The organism is Winogradskyella tangerina, assembly GCF_003260205.1.
Taxonomy (GTDB): domain Bacteria; phylum Bacteroidota; class Bacteroidia; order Flavobacteriales; family Flavobacteriaceae; genus Winogradskyella; species Winogradskyella tangerina.
This window is the reverse complement of record NZ_QERF01000001.1, coordinates 351,518-376,783: the sequence shown is the minus strand read 5'-3', so window position 1 is coordinate 376,783 and position 25,266 is coordinate 351,518. Positions and strand designations below refer to the sequence as shown.

The window sequence follows — 25,266 nt, the reverse complement described above, 5'->3', positions numbered from 1 at the left end:
TTTAGCTCAAATAACACTTTATAATTAGAGCTTGACTAACTTAGTTGTCATAGTTTGGTTACTATCATTTTCAACTTTTACGATATACATTCCTGTATTTAGACTAGAAATATCGAATGCATCTGTTCTTGTAAAATCACCTTGATATGCTTTCACCATTTTTCCTGTTAGATCATAAATCTCAACGTTTGAAACATTAGTGCTAACACTAAATGATGTGCGCGTTGGATTAGGATAAATTGTGAAATTAGAGAAGGTTTCATCAGCAACACTTAACACATTTGAAGGCTGATTTCCTAATATTCTAAATTGACCTGCCGGAATTGAAAGCGATGTTGTAGAATTGTCTACAGTTGTATTTCCAGTTGGATCCATTAAGTCGTACCAAGTTGACGTTACGCCTCCTGGGAAGTTTGTACTTACACTTCTAGTAGTTACGTCAAAGTTGGCTAGAATGATCACATTTCTCAGCTCATTTGTTGGAATACTGGTATCAAAAATGTCGATTCGTGGTGTAAAATCACCAGAAGTCATGTTATAGTCGCCTTCAAACACTGGCTCCTCAGTTTTTAGCAAGTGAAGATTAGCCCAGTCTTGGTATACCTGACCTCTAATAGCATCTGTTAACCAGTTATTAGTCCATTGTGGTTGTGGCTTAGTGTCTAATTTACAGTCGCCATTACCATCACTATCACCTGGGAAATTAGTTGTACCGTTTGTACAAGTAAATATCGAATTCTCCATACCGAGTTCTCCAAAATGCCAAATCATTTTTGGACCTGGTACCATAACAGATACAGCGGCAAGAGCAGACATTCTTGATAACGCCGTATTTAGATTTTGAACATTATGACCACCATTACTAGTGTTACCGAATGCAAGATTCTTATACATTAAACGCTCTTCGTCATGACTTTCAGGATAACCTACAACTCTTGGGCCTTGGAAAGAAGCTCTAGACTTATGTCCGATACCATTTATGTTTTTGTTACCGTTCTGTCCCATAGTAAGTTCATTGTAAGGGTCTGTCATTTTACCCCACATCATAATTCCTTTACCTTCGTTAAAACGGTAGTTTGCCCATTCTTTCTCTTCATTTTCACTTCCTAGGTGCTCAAAAATTACATAATGATTAGGATCTAAAGACCAAGAGTAGTCAGCATATTCTCTTAGAACGTCTACACGGTCCTGTTGGTAACCATTGGTGCAACCTTCATCATTAGCACTACAGTTTTGAGTAAATCCTTTGGTAAGATCCCAACGAATACCATCAATTTTGAATTCTTCAACCCAATGCTTAACTACACGTTTAGTATAGGCTCTTGTGAATGAATTAGAATGGTCATAATCAGAACCTACATTGTAGCTATGTAATGGTACTGTATTGAAGTAAGGGTTTTCAGAACTTGGTCCTCCCCATCCATCGCCATCAGCGTCATCCATCCATAAGCGAACCATAGGGTTTCTGCCGAATGCATGGTTAATAGCTAAATCTAAGATAACTGCAATTCCATTTTGATGGCATAGATCAACAAATTCTTTGAACTTGTCTTCAGTTCCGTAGAACTTATCTAATGCCATGTGGAATGAGGTATTATAACCCCAGCTTTCATTGCCTTCATATTCCATTACAGGCATAAGCTGAATAGCATTCACATTAAGATTTTTAAAATAGTCGATACGATCGATAAGATCTTGGTAGTTTCTTCCGCTATCGAAATCTCTAATGAGTACCTCATAAATGATTAGATCTTCTTTTTTCGGTTTTTGAAAATTAGTCACTTGCCAATCATATGGAGTCTGACCTGTTTGTAATACGGTCACTTCACGCTCTTGTCCATCTGGATAAGTTGGTAAATTAGGATATGATTCTGAAGGGATAAAAGGATCATCAAATGGTGATAAAACCAATGTTGAGTAAGGATCTGCTGTTTTAACTAAGGCTGGAGAATTTGGGATTGGATTTTCATCAACTGCCCAATACTGATAAGTTTCTATCTGTCCTGGAGTTAAACCTGTAAGGGTAATCCAGAAACGATTATTTCTGGTAAAGTCTCTCTTCATGGCATAAGCACTTGTTGGCTGCCAGTTGTTGAAACTTCCTGCTACATATACAAAATCCTTATTTAAGGCGTATAAAACTAATGTAGCTGTTGTTGGATCGTTAGGGTCGTAATTAATACCATCTTCATAATCTTCCGGCATTATTTCGAACGTTGTATTATGATTCAATAATGCTGTAAACTGTTCAGTTTTTTCGTCAGCACCAACTGTAACTACTAATTCGTAGTTTTTATTTACGGTGATGTTTGTGTCTGAATAGCTAAAACTAGTTGTATTGTTCTGTGTTGAAATTGTAACACCGTTGGCTTTTAAAACATAATTAGCGTTACCACATGTATTTTCAGCAACGATATCTACAGTATCTCCAGAATCAATTAAAACTGTGTTGCTGGTAGGAGCAGATCTGTTAATCTGAAAATTACTTTCTCCAACTTCAGCAATAATATCTTGTGTTTTTTTATCGCCAGAACCGTCTTGTGCTTTCACTAAAAAACCGATTCTACCGATGTTTGTTCTACCATAAAAAGTAGTAGGTACAATCGTGATGCTGTATTCATCTGCACCACCATTATATGTTAGCATATTAGAACTACTAGAATTTGTCCACGATCCATTAGTAGGACAATCTTGTATATTCTGATCATTAGTATCGAATGACCATGCCCATAAAAAGAGCTGGTTATTATTAACTCCCCAGGCCGCTTCATCTATTGAAGCACCATCGAAGGTAATAGTCACGGATTCACCTTCCGTAAAGGTACACGGATCAATTTCATAGGCTACAGTCTGTTGTTGAGCGAACGCTCCAAACGTAACGAAGGTAATAAGAAAAGGTAAAATTTTATTCATAACATTTTTTTGTAAAAAAGGCATGCCAATTAATCAACATGCCTTTTATATTAGCTTATCTCATTTAAACGAGATTGAAATTAGAATTGTAATACTGAATATTCTCCAGTGTTAAGATCTAACCATACTCTTGCAGGTCCAGCAGTAGAAGGAATGTTATCTCCATCTTGATCAATGATACCGTCAGCACCAGAGTCACCGTAGTTTAATCCCCAATCGTTGTTAGCTCTAAACTTAATTTCACCATCTAGAAGCGTAACTATATCTCCATAGTAAACTCCTTCTTGGATTTCAGTTAGTGAGAAATCTGGTCCTGCACCACCCCAGTCGTTAAAACCAGAACCTACAACACCAAATACACTAGCTGTGTCATCGATAGAGATTGTTCCGTTAACTAAATCCAAAGTTAAAAGGTAGTGACCTGCAGATACAGCAATATTGTCACCATCTTGATCGATAGTTCCATCAGCTCCAGTATCTCCATAGTTTAATCCCCAATCGTTGTTGAAACGAACCTTCATTTCACCATCCATTAAACGGATACCTTTTTTGAATGTGTTTGTCGTATAGTCATAGTAGAATTTACCATCTGGTCCTGCACCACCCCAATCGTTGAATGCAGATCCTACAACACCCCAAGAATAGGCCTCAATTTCATAAGTAAGGTTAGCTAAATCAACTGTAATTCTGTAGTCACCTGCAGTTACAGCAATGTTAGCACCATCTAATTCTAAAGTTCCACCAGAACCTCCATAGTTAGTTCCCCAGTCGTTATTTAATCTGAACTTGATCTCACCATCTACTAATGTAACGTAAGCTACATATACATCTGGAGTATCAGTAGTGTAGAAGAATCCATCAGCATATGCTCCCCAGTTGTTGTAACCAGAACCTACAACTCCTAGTTCAGCGATTGTGATACCACCACCGCCACCGCCAGTGTCTTCTAAAAGTTCAACATTAAGTACTAATGCATCAGAAAATGCTTCCTGACCACCGTCACCTACAAATGCTCTTAATCTTACAGAGATTGTTCCAACATTTGGAGCAGGAGAATCTGGATCAGCATCTAAACCTGCTGCCATCGCCACATTCATCATTTGACCAATAGTCATAGCAGCTTCGTTTTCGATAGTTGTTGCTACAACTTCAGCATCAGAGAAGTCACCTACAGCAGAACTTTGAAGTTCGTAAGTAACGTTAGTTGGTACACCAAAATCAGCAGCGCCCCAAGTAAAACGCTCACCTAAATTGCTTGATGTTAATGGTGATAATAAATAACTATTTAAAGTCGAGTTGGTGAATACAAATCCAGCCGGGTCTTGAGTTGTGAAAACAACGTCATCTTCCATTTCACAACTGTTAAAGTTTATTAAGGCAAAGATGAAAAGGCCTATAATTGATAATTTTTTCATGTTTATTATTAATTAATTGTTGGATTAGTATCCAGGGTTTTGTTCTAAGTTAGTGTTTAAGCCTAAATCTGTTTCAGGAATAGGCATGATATCTCTAAATGATTCAGTAGTTGTACCTGGTTGTACTCCTCCTTTCCACTGCCAAATGCCGTTGTCAGAGAATCTATTAAATCTAATAAGGTCAGTTCTTCTGTGAGCTTCCCAATATAATTCTCTTCCACGTTCATCAAGAACAAAGTCTAATGTAATATCACCAGCAGAAATATTTCCACTTGTGTTACCATAAGCACGCTCTCTTAGCATATTAACATAAGTAGCAGCAGTATTGGCATCACCACCAGCACCTCGTGCTACAATCTCAGCATACATTAAGTAGGCATCTGCCAATCTGAACATTGGGAAGTCGATATCAGTATGATCTCCAGAGGTATCAGAACCTTGGTTACCATCTACGTCAACATTTCTGTATTTGAATAAACCATATCCGTCAGTAAACATACTTACTGTATTGATGTCTTTATTTTGACCATCTGTCCAAATTAATGCTCTACCGTCATCAGAGTTCTCTTCACCTGGGAATAACTCCACAAATGTTGGTGTAGTTCTAATACCGAACCATCCACCATTAATTCCGAAGAAAGAAGTAGCAACGTCATTCATTGTTCCACCTACAGGTGCGTGTGTCATGAATGTCATTCCACCAAAAGCTTGTGTTCTTAAACCATCAAATGGAATTGTAAAAATCACTTCAGACTGAGCACCATTAGTTGAGTTGTCAGCTAAGAATGAGTGGAAGTATGGGATAGAGGTATCAATTGAATAACCTGCACCGATTACATTATTTACATAAGTTAAGGCATCAGCATATCTTGCAGTACCAGTGTAAACTTCAGCATTAAGATAAAGTTTAGCTAAAAGCATCCATGCAGCAGCACGATCTGCTCTACCATAATATACTACAGGATCTGCATTAGCCTGAGCCATATCGTCAATAATGTCTAACAATTCAGCTTCGATATAAGCAAAAAGATCTGCGCGTTGAATTTGTGGCGGTAAAAATGCTCCAATAGGATCTTGTTCCGTCACGAAAGGTGGATTAGCAAATAAATCCATTGCATGCCAGTAAGACAAAGCACGTAAGAATCTAGCTTCTGCGCGATAGATCTGAATTTCAGCTCTTAAATCAGCGCCAACACCTCTGCTGTCTAATTTACCATCAGTAGTTTGTCTTAAGTATTCGTTACAAAGTGCAACTTGATACATAATTCTACTGTACATGGTACGAATAAACTCGTTACCAGACGTCCATACCTGATTATGTAAATCTTGTATAGTTCCGTCATTCCATCCGATAATTGCCTCATCGGTTGTAAGTTCTTGCATTTTCCAATACAATCTTAGGTAATTGGAAAACCCTTCATCGAGACCTGCTAAATCTGGTGAACCCGCTGGTCCTTCCTGTCCACTCAATGAAATCCCGGCATATAATTTACCGAGGAACTCTTCATAAGCAGCTGGATCTTCGAAAGCAGCATCACCAACAAGTCTCTCATCTTCAGGCTGCAATTCTAAGCGGTCGGCACAAGATTGTACCACTACCAAGCTTAAGAATGCAACGCATAGAAACACTGTCGTTCTTTTCATCATAGCTTTAAAATTTAAATATTTAGTTTTCATCGTTTTTTTTAGAATGTTAAGTTAAGACCCAATACAATATCTCTAGTTCTAGGATATGGGCTATTTTCAATACCATTACTGATTTCAGGATCTAATCCGCTGTAATCAGTAATTACAAATACATTAGTTGCTGTAAGTGAAGTTCTTAAAGTAATTTTATCAAAAGGAATTGTGTATCCTAATGAAATGTTATCTAATCTCACGAAGTCAGCACGCTCTATATAGTAGTCTGAAAATAATTCTTGGCTACTAAAGTTCGTATCTAAGAAACTAGCATGTGCGTTAGCAATATAACCAGGTTGGTTTGTAATTGAATTTAAGTTACCTGTGTCTGATGCATTGTTGTTGTATACATGATTACCAACAGAACCTCTAAAGGTAAAGTTCAGGTCTAAATTCTTATAGCTAAAGCTGTTTGTAAATCCGAAGAATGCATCAGGAGTAGCCTTTTTGTATGGCTGTCTGTCTGCTTCAGTAATTTGGTTGTCACCATTTACATCTACGTAAGCACCTTGGATTGGATTTCCTTGATCGTCATAAACTTGTCTAAACACAAAGAATGTTGTAGGATCGAAACCAGGCTTGAATAACTGAATGTTGTTACCAACACCACCAGAAATTCCTCCAACTTGTTGTTGGAAACCAGCAGCGTCATTTAAACTTAAACGCGTAATTTCTTGCTCCTGGAATGTGATATTGAAATTAGAATCCCAGTTAAAATTATCATTCTGAACGATCACACCGTTTAAAGCGATCTCTAAACCTCTACTTGTAACAGAACCAATGTTTGTTAAAAGTAAATCAGTAAGGTTTGCACCAGCAGGTACAGGTACAAATGATAATAAGTCATCAGTTTCTCTGTAGTAACCGTCAATAGTACCAGTTAATCGGTTGTTAAAGAATCCGAAATCGATACCAGCGTTATACTGCGTTGTTTCCTCCCATTTGATATTACTATCAAAACCTTGTGGACGAATTGTTTGAATAAATCTTGGATCTTCAGTACCAGGAACGAAACCAAACTGAATGTTTGCGGCATCATTTCTTGAAGGTGTATAAACTCCTAAGAAACCGTAGTTTTCACCAATTTCTTGCTGTCCGGTAACACCCCATCCACCTCTAATCTTAAGATTTGAGAAGAATGAATCTTCCATCCATGATTCGTTCATAATTTTCCAACCTACAGATAAACCTGGGAATGTACCCCAACGATTATCTTCTGAGAATCTTGAAGAACCATCAGTTCTAATAATTGCAGATACTAAGTATTTATCAGCAATATCAAAACTTGCTCTGGCAAAGTAAGACTCAAGTGCATTTCTATTGATATCAGTATCAACAAGTGTAATGTTAGACTGTCTGTCTACAAAGGATTGAATATAGAATTCCTGGAAAGCATGACCTACCATAAGGTCTACTTTAGTGTTTATAGATTCAATATCTTTTTTGTAATTGAATGTGAAATCTAAGTTGGTGTTTCTGTTTAAACCACTAGAAATCTCATTAGTATCAAATGCATCTGGGTTATTTGGATTTGCTCGATCAAAACGGAAACCTTCGTTTTCAGCATAATCGATACCCGCATTAAGATTGAATTTTAATTCAGGTAAGAACCAGAATCTGTAGTCAATATTAAAGTTTGAAATAACTCTGTCGATTGTTTGTCTACTTGTAAAGTTTTCATTGGCAATACTCCATAATGGATTTGAAGGTGCTAATGGTGCACCAGGACCATATTGCGTAAATGCTCCGTTTTCATCTCTAATAGGTAAGGTAGGATTGAAACGTACAGCTTCACCTAATGCTCTACCATTTTCATAGTCAAACTCATCTCTAACAACTTTAGCGATTAAAGTCAATTTTAAATCGTTATCTAAGAAACGATGTTCGAAAGATGTATTTAAACCATTTCTTTCATATAAATCCTGAAGTGGACCTTCTTGTGAAGCATGGTTGAAATTGATTCTGAAATTGAAATTTTCATAACCCTTAGTTGCAGTGATATTGTGAATAGCACCAACACCTGTAGTGAAAAGTTCATCTTGCCAATCTGTGTTTGCATCACCTAACTCTGATGGGTCAACACCATTAGCTAAGGCAATAGTTCTGTATTGATCAGCATTTAAAACATCAACAGTATTGGCTACACGTCTTGTAGATACTTGTAAACCGTACTCTAATTTTAATGGTTGATTCGCACGACCTTTTTTGGTAGTAATTAAGATAACACCATTAGATGCTCTCGAACCATAAATAGCCGTTGCAGATGCGTCTTTTAAAACCACAAAATCTTTAATGTCTTCTGGGTTAATTGCGTTTAAGGCGTTACGGCTACCCTGTGCACCACCTCTCTGGTCAATTGGTAAACCGTCGATTACGATAAGAGGAGCGTTAGATGCTGATAAAGAAGCACCACCACGAATTCTAATTTCTCCACCTTCACCGGCTGCACCGCCTCCTGGTGTAACACGTACACCGGCAGCTTTACCTGCAATAAGTTGTTGAGGTGCTACAATGGCACCTTTATTAAATTCTTCTGCACTTACTTGCTCAACAACCCCGGTAGCATCTTGCTTAGTTGTAGAACCATAACCAATAAGTACAACCTCATCTAATTGTGCTGCGTCTTCAACAAGAGCAACATCGATTGTAGCTTGGCCAGCGTAAATGATTTCTTGGGTTCTATAACCCACGTAAGAAACAACAATAGTTTCTCCTTGACTTACTTCTATGGTAAATTTACCATCAAAATCTGTTGATGCACCTCTAGAAGTTCCTTTAATCAGGATGTTAACCCCTGGTAAAGGCATAGCGTCTGCCTGATCTGTAACCGTACCTGAAACTTGCGTTTGTGCAAACATTGCTGCAGGTATCATAATTAAACAGATTAATACAGCATTTAAGAATGTTTTCATACAATAATTTTAAATTAATTGCTTTAGTTAATTGATCTATATTTTCACTTCTCGGGTTAAATCTATGTAAAAATTATGTTAAATTGTATGACGAAAATCACGAAAACGTTTTCGTGTTAAAAACTTTTTGGAGATTAATCATAGCGAAGGAAAATTAGTAAAAAATTAAGAAATTGTCAATTTGGGGATGTTAAAATTGTGAAGTCAAAAATTCCTTAGATATGAAAATTCACTTATATTGGTCTCAATAGCTCCCTAATGTTAACTGAATATGAAGCGAAAAATTACCCTCAAACAAATTGCCAAAGAATTAGATGTCTCTATTTCAACTGTTTCCAAGGCTTTAAGAAATAGTCCAGAGATTAGCGATGATACCAAACAAAAAGTTCAGGCCTTTGCTAAATTATATAACTACAGGCCTAATAATATTGCCCTTAGTTTAAAAAACCGAAAAACAAATACTATAGGTATTATCATTCCTGAGATCGTACACCATTTCTTTTCAAAGGTTATTCGCGGTGTTGAGACTGTCGCCAACAACAGAGGTTATAATGTTATCATTGGTTTGTCTAATGAATCTTTCTCGAAGGAGGTCATTAATATGGAAATGCTAGCAAATGGTAGTATTGATGGTTTCATACTTTCAATTTCGAAAGAGACACAGCAGTTGCAAGACTTTCACCATTTCAATGAAACCATGAGCCAAGGGATGCCCATTGTGATGTTTGATAGGGTTGTTTCAGAGATCAATTGTGATAAGGTGATAGTTGACGATCTTAATGGAGCAAAGAATGCAGTTGAAAAATTAATTCAAAATGGATGCGAGTCCATAGCTCTGATCACTACCAAAGATTATGTGAGTGTTGGAAAACTCCGAACTCAGGGTTATCTCGAAGCCTTGCAAGAACATAAAATGGTACCAAAGGCACAATTGATATTGAAGATCGATGATACTTTTGATTTTGAATCGCATTTAGACATGCTCGAAAATGAAATAGAACAATTGTTTACGTCGAATAAAGACATTGATGGTGTTTTTGCAGTCAACGAACTTTATGCCCTTTCTGCAATGAAGGTGGCGCGCAAATTAGGTTTAGACATACCAAATGATGTTCAGGTGATTGGCTTTACAGATGGCGTGCTTTCAAAGCATGCTACACCTGGTTTAACAACGGTTAGTCAGCATGCAGAGCAAATGGGTGAGCGCGCAGCCGACCTCTTAATTGACAAACTCGAGAAGGAATACGATACCGAAGAAGAATCCTTTCAAACCATTGTTATTGCTACTGATTTAGTGGAGCGAGAATCCACCAAATAGAAATTTAACATTGCCGTTTTAAAATCTTTTATATCTTTAACCCCAGAATCAAAACCTATATTTTCACTTCTACACATAGGTTTTGATAAGCATAGCTTGTCAGAATAGTATTAACTTAAATAGATATACTATTTCATGGAAAAGCGTAGATTAAGCTTTTGGGAAATTTGGAATTTAAGTTTCGGTTTCTTGGGAGTTCAGATGGGTTTTGCCCTTCAAAATGCTAACGCCAGTAGAATACTTCAAATTTTTGGTGCCGATGTTCACGAGTTATCATGGTTTTGGATTGTTGCACCATTAACTGGATTAATAGTTCAGCCTATTATTGGTCATTACAGTGATAAAACCTGGACCAAATTAGGAAGGCGAAGACCATACTTCTTAGTTGGTGCTATATTAGCCTCAATTGGATTAATTTTAATGCCAAATTCTGATATGTTTACGGCTTATATGCCTGCCTTATGGGTTGGTGCCGGAATGTTGATGATTATGGATGCCTCTTTTAATGTGGCTATGGAACCATTCAGAGCATTAGTAGCTGATGTGCTTCCTGCAGACCAACGAACTTTAGGTTTTAGTGTTCAAACTGTGTTAATAGGAATTGGCGCTGTGGTAGGATCTTGGCTGCCTTATGTTTTAACAAATTGGTTTGGTGTTACAAACGAGGCTATAGCAGGTGAAGTTCCTTTGAATTTATTACTATCATTTTTTATTGGTGCAGCAGTGTTAATAGGAAGTATCCTTGTTACAGTTACTACAACAAAGGAATATTCTCCAGAGGAGATGGCTTTAATTCACGCTGCTTCGGGTGAGGTTGAACCGGAAGAAGAATCTTCGAGTTTGATGAATATTTTTTCCGATTTCGCAAAAATGCCCGATACAATGCGTCAATTAGCATGGGTACAATTCTTTTCTTGGTTCGGATTATTCGGAATGTGGGTTTTTGCCACACCAGCCATTGCCTCACATATTTATGGCCTAGATATTACGGACACACATAGTAAAGGATTTCAAGATGCAGGTGATTGGGTTGGTATATTGTTTGGGGTTTATAACGCAGTTTCAGCAGTATATGCCTTTTTTCTGCCAGCAATCGCAAAAAAGATTGGGCGTAAAAAGACACACTCTATGTCTTTGATCGTTGGAGCCGTTGGACTCTTGTCACTTTATGTATTACCAGATAAAAACTGGTTGATATTATCAATGTTTGGTGTGGGTATCGCTTGGGCTAGTATTTTGGCAATGCCTTATGCCATCCTCGCAGGCTCAATTCCAGCAAGAAAAATGGGCGTTTATATGGGTATTTTCAACTTTTTTATTGTTCTACCACAAATTCTGAACGCGCTCATTGGAGGGCCAATGGTGAAATACTTATATAATGATAAACCAATTTTCGCTTTAGTGTTAAGTGGTATTTCATTTATCATTGCCGCACTCTTAGTTTCTAGAGTTAAAGATGTTGATGATGAAGTCGTATCTACTCCCATTAATTAATATTAAATGACTAAAAAAGGCTTCATATTTGATCTAGATGGTGTCATCGTAGATACAGCAAAATATCACTATTTGGCATGGAAGAAACTGGCAAATAGTTTAGACATCGATTTTACAGAGGAAGAAAACGAACAACTCAAAGGCGTTAGTCGTGTTAAGTCCCTCGAAAAAATATTGTCTTGGGGAAACAAGACGCTTACTGACGAACAATTCAAAGGTTTGATGGCGGCAAAAAATGAAGATTATCTCAATCATATTTCCAATATGGATGAAGATGAAATTCTGCCCGATGTTCCAAGAGTACTTCAGCTTTTGAAGGAAGAACAACAAGCCATTTCACTTGGTTCAGCGAGTAAAAATGCACGAACGATCTTAGATCAGGTGAATCTAAAATCAGCATTCGATGCCATCGTTGATGGTAATGACGTAAGCAAAGCAAAGCCAGATCCTGAAGTTTTCTTGATCGCTGCAGAACAACTTGGTGTCAACCCTAAAGATTGCATTGTATTTGAAGATTCTGTAGCCGGTGTTGAAGCCGCAAATGTTGCCAATATGATTTCAATTGGCATAGGAAGTGAAGATGTGCTGGGACATGCACAATACGTGTTTAAAGATTTTACTGAAATCTCTGATGATTTTATTAAATCGTTAATCAATAATTAAAACATAGAAGGCAGAACGATGCCTTCAAATAAGAATATCAATGAATTTAGATTATATCATACCCAATGATTGGTCGATCTTAGAAGAAGGATTTGATCCAGATAATGTAAAAGCTTCAGAAAGCTTATTCAGTCTCGGAAACGGTGCCATGGGGCAGCGTGCAAATTTTGAAGAAAAATACTCAGGACCTACGTTTCAAGGTAGTTATATTGCCGGTGTTTACTATCCAGATAAAACCCGTGTGGGCTGGTGGAAAAATGGTTATCCAGAGTATTTTGCAAAAGTGTTAAACGCACCAAATTGGATAGGCATCAATGTTTTTGTGAACGATGAAGCCTTAGACCTTCATACATGTAAAAAGATTGAAAATTTCAGAAGAGAACTCAACATGAAAGAAGGTTGGTTGTCTCGAAGCTTCGTTGCGACACTTCAAAGTGACATTAAGGTTGAAGTCTTTGTAAAGCGTTTTTTAAGTTTAGACATGGATGAATTAGGTGTCATCAATTATAATGTTAAGCCTTTAAATTCTGATGCCAAAGTTACCTATCGTCCTTACCTAGATAGTGGAATTACAAACGAAGACACCAACTGGGACGACAAGTTCTGGGACACCTTGAATGTGAGCCATGAAAACAATCAGGCATTCATTCAGGCTAAGACCATGAAGACAGATTTTTACACCTGTACCTTTATGGAGTCTCGCGTTTTTATAGATGGAAAAACTGTGATGATTGAACCAAACATTAGTGCTGATTCTAATAGCGCTGCCTTTGGTTATAGTTATAACGTGAAGCAAAACGAAACGTACACGATTCATAAATTTGGTGGTTATACTGTAGACCGAAATCATGATAAGTACGAGCTAGTTACCGCTGCAAAGAAAGTACTGGATAAAGCTACCAAGACAGGATTTGAAGCCTTACTGAAGCATCAGAAAGAAGCTTGGGCAAAGATCTGGGACATGGCAGACATTACAATTGATGGCGATGTAAAGGCGCAGCAAGGTATTCGTTTTAATATTTTCCATCTTAACCAAACTTATTTAGGGACGGATCCACAATTAAATATTGGCCCGAAAGGATTTACAGGTGAAAAATATGGAGGTAGTACCTATTGGGATACCGAAGCCTATTGTATTCCATTTTATATGGCGACCAAGGATCAGAGCGTAGCTCGAAACTTACTGACCTACAGATATAAGCATCTAGAAAAGGCTATTGAAAATGCCGAGAAATTAGGATTTACCAATGGTGCGGCATTGTATCCTATGGTAACTATGAATGGTGAAGAATGCCACAACGAATGGGAAATTACATTTGAAGAAATTCATAGAAATGGTGCCATTGCGTTTGCTATTTTCAATTACTATCGCTTTACAGGAGACTACAGCTACATTCCACAAATGGGTCTCGAGGTTCTTATTGCCATTGCCCGTTTCTGGCACCAAAGAGCAACATTCTCTACCGATAAGAATAAGTATGTGATTCTAGGTGTTACCGGTCCAAATGAATATGAGAATAATGTAAACAACAACTGGTACACTAATTACATTGCGCAATGGTGTATCAATTATGCTATTGAAAATATTAAGCGTGTAGAATCTGAATATGCCAACGATTATACGCGTGTGATGCACAAGGCTAAATTGTCGAAAGCGGAAATAAAAGACTGGTCTAAAGTGGCTGATAATATGTTTTTCCCGTTTTCTGAAAAACACAATGTGTATTTGCAGCAAGACGGCTTTTTAGACAAAGAATTAATTACAGTTTCTGATCTCGATAAATCTCAAAGACCTATCAATCAGAAGTGGTCGTGGGATAGAATCTTGCGTTCACCTTACATAAAGCAAGCAGATACTCTTCAAGGCTTCTACTTTTTTGAAGATCATTTCAGTGTTGAAGAATTAGAACGTCATTTTGATTTCTATGAACCATTTACAGTTCATGAAAGTTCATTATCTCCTTGTGTTCATAGTATACAGGCAGCGAAGTTAGATCGAATGGAACAGGCTTACACTTTCTATTTAAGAACATCGCGATTAGATCTAGATGATTATAATCATGAAGTTCATGAAGGTCTACATATCACATCAATGGCGGGTACTTGGATGAGTATTGTTGAAGGTTTTGGCGGAATGCGTGTAAAAGATAACATGCTCAGTTTCGAGCCGAAAATACCTGAGCAGTGGGAAGCATATTCTTTTAAAGTGAACTTTAGACATCAGATCATAAAGGTCAATGTTTGCCAAGGACATACCCATTTTGAATTAGAAGGAGACGATGAATTAGAAATTCTAGTCAATGGTAATGCCATTACAATCTCACCGAATAATTTGGTGACAGTATAGCGTATTTGATTGCTCCAAATCAAGAACATTAAAATCATAGTAGTATGAATACAATTAGAACAATAACAGCATTTCTATTAGTTTTTTTGATGTCTTGTAAAGAGCAGTCGTCAAATACTAATGGTACTTCAGATGAACCCGTTGCTGAAGTCAACGACATTGAAAAAATTGAACCACCATATTGGTGGGTTGGTTTTGAAAATAAAGATCTTCAACTTTTAGTAAGGCATGAAAATATTGGAGCCACTACTCCTGAAATATCACATTCAGGCATTAAGTTGGTTGAAGCCCACAAGGCTGATAGTCCTAATTACTTGTTTTTAGATCTTCAGATTTCAGAAAACGCTAAGGCAGGAAAATTCAATATCATTTTTAAGAAAGAGGATGGATCTGAGTTAACGCAAACTTACGAACTCAAAGAACGTTTGAAATCTCCAGAAGATTACGTTGGTTTTAATAGTTCTGATGCCATCTATCTCATTACACCAGATCGCTTTGTTAATGGCAACACAGAAAATGATTCTCCATTAGAAATTGAGAGTGGTTCCCAGTTGCAAGAGCGCACAATAAACAGAGATGATGATTACGCAAGACATGGCGGTGATATAGTAGGTGTTACTAACCACATAGATTACATCCACGATCTAGGATTTACAGCGTTATGGCCTCAGCCATTGCTAACCAACGATATGAAGCAAGGGTCTTATCATGGCTATGCCGTCACAGATTTGTATCAGATTGATCCTAGATTTGGGACGCTTCAAGAGTACAAGGCTCTTTCAGCAAAACTGAAAGAAAAGGGAATGAAGCTGATAATGGACCAAGTAGCAAATCATTGTGGTCTGTACCATTGGTGGATGAAAGATCTGCCATTTAAAGATTGGCTAAACCTTCAGGAGAATTATGAAGACAATATTGAGAATTGGGGTAATGAATACACCATAAACTCTAATCATAGACGTACCACTAATCAAGATATATACGCTTCCGAAGCAGATCGTAAGGGTAACAACGAAGGTTGGTTTGTTGCAACAATGCCCGATTTAAATCAGCGCAATCCTTTTATGGCGAAATATATTATTCAGAATAGTATTTGGTGGATCGAAACCGCCCAGCTAGATGGCATTCGTCAAGACACTTATCCTTATCCAGATAAACAATTTATGTCTGATTGGGCCGGAGCCATTATGACGGAATACCCAAACTTTAGCATTGTTGGAGAAGAATGGAGTTATAATCCATTATTGATAGGGTACTGGCAAGAAGGTGCAAACAATAAGGATGGCTATGACTCAAATTTGAGATCAACAATGGATTTTGCAATGCAACGAAAAGTTGTTGAAGCATTAAACGAGCCGGAATCTTGGGATAAAGGATTAGTAAAGATCTATGAAGGTCTTGCAAATGATTTCCATTATCCAAGCCCAAAGGATATTATGGTATTTCCAGATAACCATGATATGAGCCGTATTTTCACACAATTGAATGGCGATATCGAGAATACTAAAATGGCGATGGCAACCTACGCCATGATGCCTAGAATTTTTCAAATGTATTACGGTACTGAAATTTTGATGAACGATTTTGAGAAACCTGGAGATCACGGTCTAATTAGAACAGATTTCCCTGGTGGCTGGCAAGGTGATGCCGTAAATGCATTCACCGGTGAAGGTCTAACAGATGAGCAAAAAGATATGCAATCGTTTATCTCAAAACTCTTCAATTATAGAAAAAATAGTAAGGCAATTCACGAGGGTAAAACCGTTCATTTTGCGCCTTTTGTTGGGACGTATTTTATGTACAGAACTTTAGGTGACGAGACCGTAGTTTTAATTCTGAATAAGAACGAAGAAATTATTACGATCGATCTTAATTATCAAAAAGAGATGGGTCTGAAAGGAAAAACACTTAAAAATATTATTACTGGTGAAACTATAAAATGGGGTGAGGTGATGGATTTAGATTCTAAAGGTGTTACCATACTAACTACAAAACTTTAAGTATGAAAAAATTAGTATTGGTTATTTGTTGTTGCCTGATTCTTAGTTCATGCAAGAATGAAAAAACAGAAGAAACGGATGTTAGTATAGAAGCAAAAACTTCAGAATTGGCACATAATTTCGTGCCAGTGAATACGGCGAAGTTAGCCAGTGGAAAGCTCGCTAGATTAGACAGTCTGCCTTCAAAATATATCACGTCAAGACCTGTAGATGTTTGGCTACCGGATAACTATTCCGAAGACAAGAAATATGCAGTACTCTACATGCACGATGGGCAAATGTTATTTGATGCCGAAACTACTTGGAATAAACAAGAATGGAAGGTAGACGAATGGGCAAGTCAATTAATGTCTGAAGGTAAAACCAAGGATTTTATAGTAGTTGCCATCCACAATATTTCAGATATACGTTGGCAAGATCTATTTCCACAAAAAGCTTTTGATTATATCGATCAGTACACCAAAGAATCATTGGCAGATATTGCAGGGAAGAAGGATTTTGACCTCAATGGTGATAACTATTTGAAATTCATTGTTGAAGAGCTAAAACCACTAATAGACGGGCAGTACTCAGTTCATACTGATCAGTCCAATACCTTTGTTATGGGCTCTAGTATGGGAGGCTTAATGTCGATGTACGCGATATCTGAATATCCAGATGTATTTGGAGGTGCAGCTTGTTTATCTACACATTGGGTTGGTGCAAGACCTCAGTCTAATAATCCTTATCCAGATGCTATTTTCAAATATATGTCTGTGAAGTTTCCGCAAGCGGGAAAACATAAGGCCTACTTTGATTATGGCAACAAAACACTAGATCAATATTACCCGCAACATGCCCCTAGAGTTGATGAAATTCTTGAAGCTAAAGGGTATACTGAAGCCGATTCAAAAAATATATTTTTCGAGGATACCGATCATTCAGAAAATTCATGGAATCAAAGACTCGATGAACCTTTGGTATTCTTATTAGGTAAAGATTAATAGCTAATCTTAGACCCCGTGGGTATGGTGAATCTGTGGGGTCTTTAAAATTTTAAAATGAAACAAACTTTTCTTTACATAGCACTGCTACTTGTAGTGTCGATTAATGCACAGAATGCAGATCGAATTTATAAATCTCATAATGAAGAAGGTGGGCTGTTTTCAGTAACGACCAATGATGGGAGATATGAGTTTCAGTTTTTTTCGAAAGAGATTCTTCAAACAACGTTTATCCCTAATGGTGAAGACTTAGATACAGATTCGCATGCCGTAATAATGCAACCAGAAAAAATTAAAACATCCTATAAATACAAGGGTAAGGACATAAGTTTCGGTAGTGATGTTCTAAAGGTAACAATTACAACAGAACCCTTCCAAATAAAATATACGTACAACGGAGAATCTATAATTTCTGAAAAGCGCGGTTACTTTAAAAGTGCGCACGAACCCATGGAGTTAGTTCAGGGTAATATTGTCGCTGACGAAACTGAAAAGATCGAGTTTAATATTACTGCCGACGAAGTTTTATATGGAGGAGGCGCAAGAGCTTTAGGAATGAATCGCCGTGGTTATCGGTTGCCATTATTCAATAGGGCGCACTATGGTTACCAAACACATAGTGAATTGATGAATTACACCATGCCCATTGTGCTATCATCAAAAAAATACATGATCCATTTCGATAATGCACGAATTGGTTATTTAGATTTAGACAGTAAAAAAAACAATACACTTACTTACGAAACAATATCGGGCCGAAAAACTTATCAAATTGTCGTTGGAGATTCATGGTACGATCTCATAAATAATTATACCGATCTAACAGGTAAACAGCCCATGTTACCACGTTGGGCATTGGGTAATTTTTCAAGTCGTTTTGGGTATCACTCACAAGACGAAACCATAAATACCATAAAGAAATTTCAAGACGAAGAAATTCCTGTGGACGCTATTATCCTAGACCTTTATTGGTTTGGAAAAGAAATTAAAGGCACCATGGGTAATCTCGAATTCTTTAGAGATTCATTCCCAGATCCAGACCAGATGATTTCAGATTTAAGACAAAAAAATGTTGAAACCGTACTGATTACCGAGCCCTTTATTTTAACAACTTCTAAACGTTGGAATGAGGCTGTTGAAAAGAACATTTTAGCCAAAGACAGTGTTGGTAACCCTGCACGCTATGATTTCTATTTTGGAAACACAGGAATCGTAGACATTTACAAGAAGGAAGGCTTTAATTGGTTTAAGGATATTTACAAAGATTTGGCGAATAAAGGCGTAACCGGATTTTGGGGAGACTTGGGCGAACCCGAAGTGCATCCTGGTTGGGTGCAACACGAAACAGGTTCTGCGGATGAGGTTCATAATATCTATGGTCATGATTGGGCAAGACTAGTGCAAGAAGCCAGTCTAGAAGCAAAACCTAACCTAAGACCTTTCATTTTAATGCGTGCTGGCTACTCTGGGTCTCAGCGCTACGGAATGGTGCCATGGACCGGCGATGTTAGTCGCAGTTGGGGAGGTCTGCAACCACAGCCCGAAATATCCCTTCAAATGGGAATGCAGGGCATCGCCTATATGCACAGCGACTTGGGTGGATTTGCTGGTGCCAACCTCGACGACGAACTTTATGCACGTTGGTTACAGTACGGTGTTTTTCAACCCATATTTAGACCACATGCACAAGAGGACGTGCCTAGTGAGCCAGTGTTTAGAAGTGAAAAAGCAAAGAAATTAGCACAAGATGCGATTAGGTTGCGTTATAGAATGTTGCCTTACAACTATAATTTGATGTATGAAAACCATAAAAATGGTACACCTTTAATGCGTCCCTTGTTTTTTGAAGAACCAAATAATGCTGATCTATATGAATATTCAAAAACCTATCTATGGGGAAAGGATATTTTAGTGTCTCCAGTCTTGGAAGCAGCCAAAAAGGAACAAGACGTTTATTTTCCTAATGGCTCCCATTGGTACGATTTAGGAAATGAAAAATTCTTTGATGGTGGACAAACAGCAACCGTAAATTTAGACGAAGATTTTATTCCTGTTTATTTTAGAGCAGGAGCGTTTATTCCATTTACAGCGCCGAATTTAGTTCAGTCGTCTAAGGATTATGATGATTCGAGAATACAACTTTTTTATGTTCACCATGAATCTGTTGAGGAATCTGAGCGCGCTTATTATTTTGATGACGGAAAAACGGTAAATCCTGTTGAAAAAGAACAATATCAAATTTTAGAGTTTGAAGCCGAAGCGAAAGGACGTTGGCTAGAAATTGAATTTGAAGCCGAAACGGCTAAGAATTATAATGCTGAAACTAAAACTATTGATCTCATTATTTTCAATATTAAAAATGAGCCTAAACGAATTAAATTCGGAAAGGAAGAGATTGATGGAAACTATTCTAAAAATGATAACGTCTTAACGCTAAATCTAACGTGGGACACTTCAAAAGAAACCTGTGTGCGTATTAAGCTCAAATAGTAGAATGTTTGCTAATTATTATAGCCACATAGAAATAATTGACATGAAAAATAAATTTACAGCCATAATTACAATACTTCTTATCGTTGTGGTTTCGTGTAAAAATGATCCAAAAGATAAGGTCAATGATTCTGTTCAAACTGAAGAAATGAAATCAAAAATGAAGAAAAAGGAAGTTGTTTATCAGGTTTTTACAAGATTATTCGGAAATACAAATACCAACAATAAGCCATGGGGTACACTCGAGGAGAACGGCGTTGGTAAGTTCAACGATTTCACGGACAAGGCCCTTTCTGAAATCAAAGATCTTGGCGTCACACACATCTGGTATACAGGTGTGCCACATCATGATGTGATTACGGATTATACGAAATATGGCATATCTAATGATGATCCAGACATCGTTAAAGGACGTGCGGGTTCGCCATATGCCGTGAAGGATTACTATAATGTGAACCCAGATCTGGCTGAAAATGTAGATAACAGACTTCAAGAGTTTGAGGCTTTAATTGAACGTACTCATAAAGCCGGTTTGAAAGTTCTTATAGATATTGTACCTAATCATGTTGCCAGAAATTATCAAAGTCTCACCAATCCGGAAGGCACTACTGATTTCGGTGCTGAAGATGATAAATCGGTGACCTATCATGTAAATAATAATTTCTATTATAATCCTGGTGAGCCCTTTCAAGTGCCAGTTTGGCAAAATGGATATCTACCTTTGGGAGGCGAGCAACATCCGCTCGCAGATTCTAAGTTTGAAGAGGTTCCTGCAAAATGGACAGGTAACGGGTCTAGAGCATCACAACCAAATATGGGCGACTGGTACGAAACTGTGAAAGTAAATTATGGCATCGACCCAGACGGAAATAAAGATTTTGACGAATTACCTGAAGGTTTTGAAAATGAAGACTACAAAGCACATTTCGAGTTCTGGAAAGATAAAACGGTACCAAGTTCCTGGATTAAATTCAAGGATATCGCTTTATACTGGACGGCCAAAGGCGTTGATGGATTCCGATTTGATATGGCTGAAATGGTACCTGTTGAATTTTGGAGCTACATGAACTCCCACATAAAAATAGCTAATCCTGATGCATTTCTTTTGGCTGAAGTATACCAGCCACATCTGTATCGCGATTATATAAAGAAAGGAAAAATGGACTATCTCTATGACAAAGTTCAGTTATATGATACCCTAAAACATGTAATGCAAGGCCATGGAAAAACAGATAATATTCCTCCAATTTTAGATGAATTAAGTGATATAGAACACCATATGCTTCATTTCCTCGAAAACCATGATGAGCAGCGAATTGCTAGCCCAGATTTTGCAGGCGATGCCTTAAAAGGAAAGCCAGCTATGGTAGTCTCCGCAACGTCGACTACAGCGCCAACTATGGTCTACTTCGGACAAGAATTTGGTGAACCAGGCGAGGAGGATTTAGGGTTTGGTGATCCTACCCGGACTTCAATTTTCGACTACGGTTCAGTACCAAGTATGGTAAGATGGGTGAACGATAAAAAATTTGATGGTGGCCAGTCAACCAAAGAAGAATTAGAGCTTAGAGATTTCTATAAGCGTCTATTGAATTTCACAATAAACAGCTCAGCGTTGATGGGCGAATACCAAGACGTTCATGCGTTTAATCAGCAAAATACAGAATGGTACAACGACAAAGTTTTGAGTTTTGTGCGTTGGTCAGCCGATGAGCAATTACTTATTGTTTCAAACTTTAATGCTGAAAACACTTATGGCTTTGAATTGCAATTACCCGAAGATCTGGTTAAAAAACTGAATCTTGAAGATGGCGAATACCAACTAGAAGATCAGCTCTATAATACCTATATCTCTACTCTAAAAGTTGAAGACGGCAAAGCGCAAGTGCGTATTGATATTAAACCTTTAGAATCATTCATACTTAAAATAAAGTAACATGAAAAAATTAATCTTCACACTATTTGCGATCACTCTTTTGGTGAGTTGTAAATCAGAAAAAAAAGAATCTGAAGTCACGGAAGAGCAAACAGTCATCGCTAAGATCGAGCCTGTTTCAAAAGAAATGATGGAGAGCGCCATCATCTATGAGGCCAATATCCGTCAGTATTCACCTGAAGGCACATTTGATGCATTCACAAAAGATATCCCAGAATTAAAAGAATTGGGTGTGAAGGTCATTTGGTTAATGCCGGTGTTTCCTATTTCTGAAACCAAGCGTAAGGCAACAGGTGGTAAATTTGCTTCTGATTTTCCTGAAGAAGAGCGATCAAAATATCTTGGAAGTTATTATGCCATTACCGATTATACCGAAATTAATCCTGAATTTGGTACTAAAGAAGACTTTAGAGAGTTGGTGCAAACCGCTCACGAAAATGGAATTTATGTCATTTTAGACTGGGTGCCAAATCATACAGGATGGGATCATGAATGGTTAAAAGAGCACCCAGAATATTACACACAAAATGATTCTGGAGAAGTAATCCATCCTGAAGGAACTGACTGGACGGACGTGGCCGATCTTAATTACGACAATCAAGACATGCGTAAGGAAATGATTGAAGATATGATGTATTGGGTAAAGGAAGAAGGTGTAGACGGATTTAGATGTGATGTTGCAGGTTCTGTGCCACTCGATTTCTGGGAAACAGCTATTCCACAATTGCGTAGTGAAAAGAATCTGTTCATGTTAGCTGAAGCTTGGGAACCAGAGCTGTTAGATGGTGACTTATTCGATATGGCTTATGCTTGGGATGGTCATCATACCATGAATGGTATGGCTAAGGGCGAAAAGTCTGTTTCTGATTTTGATGCTTATATGAACAAGATCAAAAAGGATTATGATGAAGACGATATCTTAATGAACTTTATCACCAATCACGATGAAAACTCTTGGAATGGTACCATTAAAGAACGCATGGGTGATAAGAACGAATTATTCACTGCTCTTTACTATCTAAAACCAGGAATGCCATTGATCTACAGCGGTCAAGAATACGGTTTGAATCATCGTTTGAAATTCTTTGAGAAAGATTCTATTCCAAAAGAAAAAGGAGATGCATGGACATTACTTCAAAAGTTAGGAGAGCTAAAAAGCTCGAATTCAGCCTTACATGGCGGTAAGAATTCAGCGACCTATAATCGATTAGGTTCAGATGATGAAGTCTTAATCTTTGAACGCACTAAAAACGATGAGACTATTGTATTTGTTGGTAATTTTTCAGATAACGATAACAAAGTTTCCATTCCAGATGCCGAAGGTATGTACAAAGATTACCTATCCGACAATGAAGCAAAATTAACTACAGACGAATTTTCAATAAAGCCTTGGGAATTTTTAATCTTAATAAAAAAATAAACCTTATACATGAAACCAGTTCTTACCTTACTAATAGTATGCTTTATGCTCACTAATTGTAAAAATAACCCATCACAAGAAGAGATCAAAGCCAACGTTGTTGAACCAACAAGTGTTAACGAAGCACCATTTATTTGGGAAGGCGCAAACCTATATTTTTTATTGACAGATCGTTTCAATAATGGCGATACTACAAATGATATTAATTTTGATAGAACAAAGGAAACTGGTAAACTTCGTGGTTTTGAAGGTGGAGATATAAAGGGTATTACCCAAAAAGTTAAAGAAGGCTATTTTACCGATCTGGGCATCAATGCCATTTGGATGACGCCGATCGTAGAGCAAATTCATGGCGGTACCGATGAAGGAACCGGAGTTACTTATGGTTTCCATGGGTATTGGGCTAAAGATTGGACTAAGATCGATCCTAATTACGGTACCAAAGAAGATCTGCACGAACTTGTAAAAGAAGCGCACGCTAAAGGTATCAGAATAGTATTAGATGCAGTTATCAATCACACAGGTCCTGTTACTGACAAAGATCCGGTTTGGCCAAATGATTGGGTTCGAACAGACAAACAATGCTCGTATGATACCTATGAAAATACCATTGGTTGTACACTTGTTGCCAATCTTCCGGATATTAGAACCGAAAGTAATGACAATGTAGAATTACCGCCTCAATTGGTTGAAAAATGGAAGGCTGAAGGACGCTACGAGCAAGAGGTGAAAGAGCTCGATGAATTTTTCGAAAGAACAGGTCATCCACGTGCACCACGTTTTTACATTATGAAGTGGCTTACCGATTACATTACCGAATTTGGTGTTGACGGCTATCGTGTAGATACTGTAAAACACACGGAAGAATTTGTATGGCAAGAGTTTAAAGTGGAATGTGATTATGCATTTGCTGAATTCAAAAAGAATAACCCTGATAAGGTTATGGATGCTAATGACTTTTACTTAGTTGGTGAAGTTTACAACTATGGGATCAGCGGCGGTCAGCTTTTCGATTTTGGGGATAAGAAGGTCAACTATTTCGATCCGCCGAGTTTTCAAAGTTTAATCAATTTTGAATTTAAATGGAACGCCAAACAGTTGAATTATGAGGAGATGTTTAAAAAGTACCACGAGCATCTATCGGGTGATCTTAAAGACTTTGGTACCTTGAATTATTTGAGCTCTCATGATGATGGAAGTCCATTTGATGCATCTCGCGAAAAACCTTTTGAAACAGCAAATAGGTTATTATTATCTCCAGGAACTTCACAGGTCTATTACGGGGACGAAACTGCACGCTCTTTGGTGATTGAAGATGCTGTAGGCGATGCAACACTCCGTTCATTTATGAATTGGGAGGATATCGAAGCAAATGATGAGACTAAAGCAGTTTTAGCACATTGGCAAAAACTTGGTCAGTTTAGAGCCAAGCATCCTGCTGTAGGTGCAGGTGTTCATCAAATGATTACCCAGAAACCATATATCTTTTATAGAAGTCTTCAAAAAGGAGATTACAAGGATTTTGTTGTAATAGGATTAGAGTTGAATAAAGGTGAAAAAACTCTAGATGTTTCTAAAGTTTTTGAAAATGGAGACATCATACACGATGCGTATTCTGGTCAGGATATTACAGTTTCTGAAGGGAAGGCTATTATTAATTCCGACTTTGAAGTTGTTCTATTAGAAAAGAAATAA

At 37.5% G+C, this 25,266-nt stretch carries 14 protein-coding genes; 10 read left to right on the top strand and 4 right to left on the bottom strand.

Annotated elements, in window-relative coordinates:
* Window positions 1-24: 24 nt before the first annotated feature.
* From DDY94_RS01650 to DDY94_RS01635, 4 genes are all read right to left on the bottom strand, one after another.
* Window positions 25-2,913 carry an alpha-amylase family glycosyl hydrolase gene (locus tag DDY94_RS01650; RefSeq protein ID WP_111682281.1) on the bottom strand — a complete coding sequence of 963 codons (2,889 nt, stop codon included), beginning with the start codon at window positions 2,911-2,913 and terminating at the stop codon, window positions 25-27.
* A gap of 80 nt (window positions 2,914-2,993) precedes the next feature.
* Window positions 2,994-4,328, bottom strand: a complete 1,335-nt coding sequence (locus DDY94_RS01645) for a SusE domain-containing protein (protein ID WP_111682280.1) — start codon at window positions 4,326-4,328, stop codon at window positions 2,994-2,996.
* Window positions 4,329-4,352: 24 nt separating this feature from the next.
* Entirely contained in the window at window positions 4,353-5,975 is a 1,623-nt protein-coding gene (locus tag DDY94_RS01640; protein ID WP_232817796.1) for a RagB/SusD family nutrient uptake outer membrane protein, read from the bottom strand.
* 38 nt (window positions 5,976-6,013) lie between these two features.
* Entirely contained in the window at window positions 6,014-8,920 is a 2,907-nt protein-coding gene (locus DDY94_RS01635) for a SusC/RagA family TonB-linked outer membrane protein (protein WP_111682278.1), read from the bottom strand.
* Between the two features lie 271 nt (window positions 8,921-9,191).
* On the opposite strand from DDY94_RS01635, the gene DDY94_RS01630 reads away from it, so the two are divergent.
* The 10 genes from DDY94_RS01630 to DDY94_RS01585 all read left to right on the top strand — a co-directional run bounded on the left by DDY94_RS01630 (window position 9,192) and on the right by DDY94_RS01585 (window position 25,266).
* Entirely contained in the window at window positions 9,192-10,238 is a 1,047-nt protein-coding gene (locus tag DDY94_RS01630) for a LacI family DNA-binding transcriptional regulator (RefSeq protein WP_111682277.1), read from the top strand.
* 135 nt (window positions 10,239-10,373) lie between these two features.
* The gene (locus DDY94_RS01625) at window positions 10,374-11,732 is read left to right on the top strand and encodes an MFS transporter (protein WP_111682276.1); all 1,359 of its coding nucleotides are present in this window, start codon (window positions 10,374-10,376) and stop codon (window positions 11,730-11,732) included.
* Window positions 11,733-11,738: 6 nt separating this feature from the next.
* Window positions 11,739-12,395, top strand: coding sequence for a beta-phosphoglucomutase (gene pgmB, locus DDY94_RS01620; protein WP_111682275.1), 657 nt, complete (start codon window positions 11,739-11,741; stop codon window positions 12,393-12,395).
* 40 nt (window positions 12,396-12,435) lie between these two features.
* Window positions 12,436-14,742 (top strand): glycoside hydrolase family 65 protein, encoded by a 2,307-nt coding sequence (locus DDY94_RS01615; protein ID WP_111682274.1) that lies wholly within the window; start codon window positions 12,436-12,438, stop codon window positions 14,740-14,742.
* Window positions 14,743-14,786: 44 nt separating this feature from the next.
* Entirely contained in the window at window positions 14,787-16,742 is a 1,956-nt protein-coding gene (locus tag DDY94_RS01610; protein WP_111682273.1) for a glycoside hydrolase family 13 protein, read from the top strand.
* Between the two features lie 2 nt (window positions 16,743-16,744).
* On the top strand, window positions 16,745-17,725 hold the full coding sequence (locus DDY94_RS01605) for an alpha/beta hydrolase (protein ID WP_111682272.1): 981 nt from the start codon (window positions 16,745-16,747) through the stop codon (window positions 17,723-17,725).
* 57 nt (window positions 17,726-17,782) lie between these two features.
* Window positions 17,783-20,215 carry a TIM-barrel domain-containing protein gene (locus DDY94_RS01600; protein ID WP_111682271.1) on the top strand — a complete coding sequence of 811 codons (2,433 nt, stop codon included), beginning with the start codon at window positions 17,783-17,785 and terminating at the stop codon, window positions 20,213-20,215.
* Window positions 20,216-20,258: 43 nt separating this feature from the next.
* Window positions 20,259-22,151, top strand: a complete 1,893-nt coding sequence (locus DDY94_RS01595; RefSeq protein WP_111682270.1) for an alpha-amylase family glycosyl hydrolase — start codon at window positions 20,259-20,261, stop codon at window positions 22,149-22,151.
* A gap of 1 nt (window position 22,152) precedes the next feature.
* On the top strand, window positions 22,153-23,571 hold the full coding sequence (locus DDY94_RS01590) for an alpha-amylase family glycosyl hydrolase (RefSeq protein WP_111682269.1): 1,419 nt from the start codon (window positions 22,153-22,155) through the stop codon (window positions 23,569-23,571).
* Between the two features lie 9 nt (window positions 23,572-23,580).
* Window positions 23,581-25,266: an alpha-amylase family glycosyl hydrolase gene (locus DDY94_RS01585; protein WP_111682268.1), complete on the top strand. Its 1,686-nt coding sequence runs from the start codon at window positions 23,581-23,583 to the stop codon at window positions 25,264-25,266.

Excerpts from the sequence above, each read along its gene's own strand:
- DDY94_RS01650 (WP_111682281.1), bottom strand. The coding sequence starts at position 2,913 with ATGAATAAAATTTTACCTTTTCTTATTACCTTCGTTACGTTTGGAGCG.
- DDY94_RS01645 (WP_111682280.1), bottom strand. The coding sequence starts at position 4,328 with ATGAAAAAATTATCAATTATAGGCCTTTTCATCTTTGCCTTAATAAAC.
- DDY94_RS01640 (WP_232817796.1), bottom strand. The coding sequence starts at position 5,975 with ATGATGAAAAGAACGACAGTGTTTCTATGCGTTGCATTCTTAAGCTTG.
- DDY94_RS01635 (WP_111682278.1), bottom strand. The coding sequence starts at position 8,920 with ATGAAAACATTCTTAAATGCTGTATTAATCTGTTTAATTATGATACCT.
- DDY94_RS01630 (WP_111682277.1), top strand. The coding sequence starts at position 9,192 with ATGAAGCGAAAAATTACCCTCAAACAAATTGCCAAAGAATTAGATGTC.
- DDY94_RS01625 (WP_111682276.1), top strand. The coding sequence starts at position 10,374 with ATGGAAAAGCGTAGATTAAGCTTTTGGGAAATTTGGAATTTAAGTTTC.
- pgmB (WP_111682275.1), top strand. The coding sequence starts at position 11,739 with ATGACTAAAAAAGGCTTCATATTTGATCTAGATGGTGTCATCGTAGAT.
- DDY94_RS01615 (WP_111682274.1), top strand. The coding sequence starts at position 12,436 with ATGAATTTAGATTATATCATACCCAATGATTGGTCGATCTTAGAAGAA.
- DDY94_RS01610 (WP_111682273.1), top strand. The coding sequence starts at position 14,787 with ATGAATACAATTAGAACAATAACAGCATTTCTATTAGTTTTTTTGATG.
- DDY94_RS01605 (WP_111682272.1), top strand. The coding sequence starts at position 16,745 with ATGAAAAAATTAGTATTGGTTATTTGTTGTTGCCTGATTCTTAGTTCA.
- DDY94_RS01600 (WP_111682271.1), top strand. The coding sequence starts at position 17,783 with ATGAAACAAACTTTTCTTTACATAGCACTGCTACTTGTAGTGTCGATT.
- DDY94_RS01595 (WP_111682270.1), top strand. The coding sequence starts at position 20,259 with ATGAAAAATAAATTTACAGCCATAATTACAATACTTCTTATCGTTGTG.
- DDY94_RS01590 (WP_111682269.1), top strand. The coding sequence starts at position 22,153 with ATGAAAAAATTAATCTTCACACTATTTGCGATCACTCTTTTGGTGAGT.
- DDY94_RS01585 (WP_111682268.1), top strand. The coding sequence starts at position 23,581 with ATGAAACCAGTTCTTACCTTACTAATAGTATGCTTTATGCTCACTAAT.